The sequence below is a fragment of the Candidatus Methylomirabilota bacterium genome (assembly GCA_036005065.1).
Taxonomy (GTDB): Bacteria; Methylomirabilota; Methylomirabilia; order Rokubacteriales; family DASRDR01; genus DASYQW01.
In genome coordinates, this window is record DASYQW010000356.1 from 1 (window position 1) to 4,425 (window position 4,425).

Here is a 4,425-nt window from a genome sequence, read left to right on the forward strand (position 1 = left end):
GGCAGGAACAGCACGGTCTCGGGGACGAAGGCAATCACGAACAGGACGACGATGATGGCCGTGAGGAAGGGCAGCAGCGGGCGGACGAGCCGATCCATGGGCAGCCCGCTGATGGCCATCCCGAGGAACAAGCACAATCCCACCGGCGGCGTCACGTGCCCGATCGCCGACGCGATGACGCACACCATGCCGAAGTGGATCGGGTGGATGCCCAGCGCCTGGGCGCCGGGCAGCAACACCGGGACGGTGACGAGGATGATCTCCGAGGGCGTCAGGAACGTCCCGAGGAAGATGTAGAGGGCGATGACGAACACGAGGAAGAGCCACCAGGTCGGCGCGAACGTCCCGATCACCTCGGCGACGCGGAAGGGGAACTTGGAGTACGTCAGCACCCACCCGAACGCCCCGACCAGCCCGATGATGAGCCCAATGACGCCGGTGAGCCGCGCGGAGTCGGCGAAGATCCCGGGCAGCTCCCGCCACGGCAGCTCCCGGTAGACCAGCGGCGGGACGGCGAGCGCGTACACGACGGCGACCGCCGCCGCCTCCGTCGGCGTGAAGAAGCCGAACAGGATCCCGCCCATGATGATGACCGGGATCATCAGCCCCGGGAGCGCCGCGCCCAGGGCCGCCCGGAACGCCGCCCAGGTCGGCGCGGCCTCCCGCGGGTAGTTGCGCCGCCGCGCGATGACGAAGGTCGGCACGGCCATGCCGAGGGCGATCAGGATGCCCGGCAGGTAACCGCCGGCGAAGATCGCGGCGACCGACTCGTCGGCCATCCAGGCATAGATCACGGCGATGATCGACGGGGGGATGATGGGGGCCAGGATGGCGGTGCAGATGGTGAGGACGGTGGCGAAGTCGCGGTCGTAGCCCTTGCGTACCATCTGGGGAATCAGGAACGTGCCGAGGGCGGAGACGTCGGCGACGGCCGAGCCCGAGATCCCCCCGAAGATCATGCTGTCCACGATGTTCACGTAGGCCAGTCCGCCCCGGAAGCGACCGACCAGGACCGTGGCGAGGTCGATGATCGCCCGGGCCACGCCGCTGCGCGCCGCCAGGTTCCCGGCCAGGATGAAGAGCGGCGCGGCCAGGATGATGAACGAGTCGGACAGGAGGCCCACGAACCGCGAGGGGATGATGATCGGGTTGAGCGCCGAATAGAGGGTGGCCGCCGCCAGCGTGCCGACCCCCAGGGCGAGACCGATCGGCATGCCGACGACGACCAGGGCGACGAAGACGATCAGGAGCGTCTCGGCCACGCTACCAGAGCCGCCGCACGGCGACAACCAGGCGCCACGCCATGGGCAGGAGGATGAGGGCGGCCCCGACCGGCACCGCGGCGTACACGTACCCCAGCGGCAGGCCGAGGCCGGCGCTGGTCTGGAGCTGGGCATTCGGCACCAGGACGAAGCTCGTCTTGATGATCGACAGGAAGAGGAGCATCCCGACCGCCTCGGTCATGGCCCGGGCGAGCGCCTGGCCGCGTGGCGGGAGGCGATCGCGGAAGTACTCGAGGGCCGTGTGCTCGCCGCGCTGCATGGCGGCCGCGGCGCCGATCATGACCACCCAGACGAAGAGGTAACGCGGCACTTCGTCCAGCCCGTCGAGGGCGTAGGTGAAGACGTAGCGGAGGATGACCTGGAGGAAGACGGCCCCGGTCATGACGGCGAGCAGGAGCCCCCCGAGCAGGCCGAGACCGTCGTAGAGGCGGGCGCCCCAGCGGCCGAACGGGCGGTCGCCCGGCATCACGTCACTTGAGGGTGATGATGTACTCGACGAGCTTCTGGGCCTCCTTGCCGGCGGGCGTCGCGAAGAACTCGTCATAGACGCTCTTGGTGGCGGCCCGGAACGGCGCCGGGTCGGGCTTGGTGATGGAGACCCCCTGGGCCTTGACCTTCTCCTGGATGTCCTTGTCCTCGTCCAGGATGAACTTCCGGTTCCACTGCTCGGCGTGCCGGGCCGCCTCCATGATCGCCTTCTGGGTGGCCGCGTCATGCTTCTGCCACGAGGCCTTCGACATGATGAGCGCGACTGCCTGGTGGGTGTGGCGGACGTCGGCGACGTGCTTGACGATGTCGTAGAACTTGTTGTGGTAGAAGGTGTTGATCCCGCCCTCGGCGAAGTCGATCACCTTGGTCTGGAGCGAGGTCGCCACCTCGGGGAAGGCGATGGCGGTCGGGATCATCCCGAGCGCCCTGAAGGTCGCCACCAGGATCTTGTCCTCCTGGACCCGCACCTTCTTGCCCTTCACGTCGGCGATGGAGTTGATCGGGTAGTGCCCGTAGATGCCCCGGTAGCCGGCCGCGATGAAGGCGACCAGCTTGAACCCCTTCTTGTCGAGCACCGGCTCGCAGAACTTCCGGACCGTGTCGCCGCCGTCGAGCGCCGCATAGACGTGCTGGTAGTCGCGGAAGATGTAGGGGAGCTGGAACACGGACATCTCGGGCACCAGGGTGGACAGGGGCGCGGTGGTGACCGGCCCGAAGTCCACCGTGCCGAGCTGGATCTGCTGGGCGACCTCGCGCTCGCCGCCGAGGGCGCCCGAGTGGTGGTGGACGACCTTGACCTTGCCACCGGTCAGCTCGGCGAGCTTGTCGATGAACTGCTGGGAGGCGAGCGTGGTGCCATGCTTGGGCGGGTTGACGTTGCCCATGACGAGCTCGCGGGGCTGGGCCGCGACCTCCGTCCAGCTCGCGAGCAGCAACAGGACGATCAGTGACAGACGGGTCGTCATCGGTCGGTCCTCCAGGTTCACGCGGTCGGGCTCAGTCCTCGACCGGCATCGTCACCGGCTCGCCGGCGCCGTAGAAGTAAGCGCCGCGGCCGGCCGCGCCCCCGACCACCGCGATGTCGAAGCACCCGGGGTCCTCGACGATCGGGAGCGACAGATCAGGATGGTCGGCCAGCCAGCCGAGCTCCGGGTGCGCGGTCTGGAACGCCTTGGGCTCCTTGTTGAGCATGAGCGTGCGGAAGGGCAGCCGGGCCTTCCGGTAGAGCGCCGCCCCGAGCTCGGCGCGCCCCCAGCCGGCCCGGGCGAAGATCTGGGCGTGCTCGGGGCACACGAACAGCGTGTTGTGCTCCCGCTCTTCGGTCTTGTACCGGGGGTCCGCCCGCCGGCCGATGAGCCAGAGGCCCGTCCCCACCTGCGCCACGTTGGTGGCGGCGGTGGCGAAGACCTCGACGAGGTCCTCGGGCCTGGTGCTCCGGAAATCGTGGAGCTCGCAGATGCCGTAGACGAAGTGGACGGTGACCGTGCTGGCCTCGGGCGGGTAGCCGAGGCTCGCGTGGTAGGGCTCCCACGGGCTCTCCGCCTCGTTCTCGGCGCAGGCCAGGCTGTACTTGAGCGGCGAGCCGATCGTGTCCATGTCGGAGACGCCGACGTAGGTGTGGCCCACGTTCATCATGATGAGCCGCACCGCGCGGCCGAGCGCCGTGTTGACCGCCGAGGGCGCGCCCGGGCCGAGGGCGCACATGCCGGCGTTGAGACCGGTCGCCCGCCCCCGGGGGCCGTTCACGAGGACGAGGGGGGCGTGCGGACCCGTGGACATCGCCTTGTTGCGGAGGTACATCTTCGGCGCGGCCAGGCAGCGGACGGCGGCGATGAGGAGAGGGAGGGCCTCGGGCCGGCACCCCGCCATGACCGCGTTGACGGCGAGCTTCTCCACGGTGGCCAGCCCGAATCCGGGCTCGAGGGTCGCGACGACCTCGCCGGGGTCGCGGGCCGTCCCGCCCAGCATGGCCTCTACGGCCCGCGGGGTCGGCGGGACCAAGGGGAACCCGTCGCTCCAGCCCCGCGCCAGGAAGTCGGCCTGCATCCGCTCCCACGCCTCCAGCGCGTCCTCCCCGTCGTAGGTGAGGCGCTCCTCGAGGGCCGGCCGCTCGGCAGGGGCCGGCGCCTGCACGGGCCGCGTGAGCCCGGCGACCACCTGGTCGAAGGCGGCCTCGGCCATCCGGTGGATGGCCTCGGGCGTCTGGTTGGTGAACGGGAGCGGCACCACGGCCAGCGGCAATCCGGGAAGTCCGAAGCTGGCGGCGCTCCGCTCGGCGTCGTGGACGAAGGCCCGGGCGGTGAAGATGGCGGTCGGGATTCCCCGCCGCTCCAGCTCGACCATGTCGTGGGTCCCCCACGACGTGCACGACCCTCAGTCGTTGGTCGTGCCGATCACCGCCTGGACGTCGGCGGCGATGCGGTCGGCGTCCTCCGCCGTGCAGTGGCGCATGAGCCAGCCGACGGAGCCGGTATAGCGGCGGAACCTCGTGGTGGGGTAGCGCTGGCGCAGGAGGGCCTCGGTCCGATCGAGCGCCGCGTCGCCGCCGGCCTTCATGTTCCAGTAGAGCCCGATGGTCGCGCCCTCGAGCCCCCCGGGGCGCGCGGCCGGCTTGACGGAGTGCTCGAGGGTCCGGGCAACGGGGTTGTGGATG

At 70.1% G+C, this 4,425-nt stretch carries 5 protein-coding genes; all 5 read right to left on the reverse strand.

Features of this window, described 5'->3' with window-relative positions; all coding sequences use genetic code 11:
- A partial coding sequence (locus VGW35_24180; GenBank protein ID HEV8310771.1) for a TRAP transporter large permease occupies window positions 1-1,262 on the reverse strand: 1,262 nt, incomplete at its 3' end.
- A 1-nt stretch (window position 1,263) separates the two neighbouring features.
- Window positions 1,264-1,749: a TRAP transporter small permease gene (locus VGW35_24185; protein ID HEV8310772.1), complete on the reverse strand. Its 486-nt coding sequence runs from the start codon at window positions 1,747-1,749 to the stop codon at window positions 1,264-1,266.
- Window positions 1,750-1,753: 4 nt separating this feature from the next.
- Window positions 1,754-2,737 carry a TRAP transporter substrate-binding protein gene (locus VGW35_24190; protein ID HEV8310773.1) on the reverse strand — a complete coding sequence of 328 codons (984 nt, stop codon included), beginning with the start codon at window positions 2,735-2,737 and terminating at the stop codon, window positions 1,754-1,756.
- Between the two features lie 31 nt (window positions 2,738-2,768).
- A complete protein-coding gene (locus tag VGW35_24195) occupies window positions 2,769-4,115 on the reverse strand; it encodes a hypothetical protein (GenBank protein HEV8310774.1) in 1,347 nt (448 codons plus the stop codon).
- A gap of 30 nt (window positions 4,116-4,145) precedes the next feature.
- On the reverse strand, window positions 4,146-4,425 hold a 280-nt coding region (locus VGW35_24200; protein ID HEV8310775.1), incomplete at its 5' end, for a UGSC family (seleno)protein.

Bases quoted from the DNA above. Each gene is read 5' to 3' on its own strand.
- VGW35_24185 (HEV8310772.1), bottom strand. From the start codon at position 1,749: ATGCCGGGCGACCGCCCGTTCGGCCGCTGGGGCGCCCGCCTCTACGAC.
- VGW35_24190 (HEV8310773.1), bottom strand. From the start codon at position 2,737: ATGACGACCCGTCTGTCACTGATCGTCCTGTTGCTGCTCGCGAGCTGG.
- VGW35_24195 (HEV8310774.1), bottom strand. From the start codon at position 4,115: ATGGTCGAGCTGGAGCGGCGGGGAATCCCGACCGCCATCTTCACCGCC.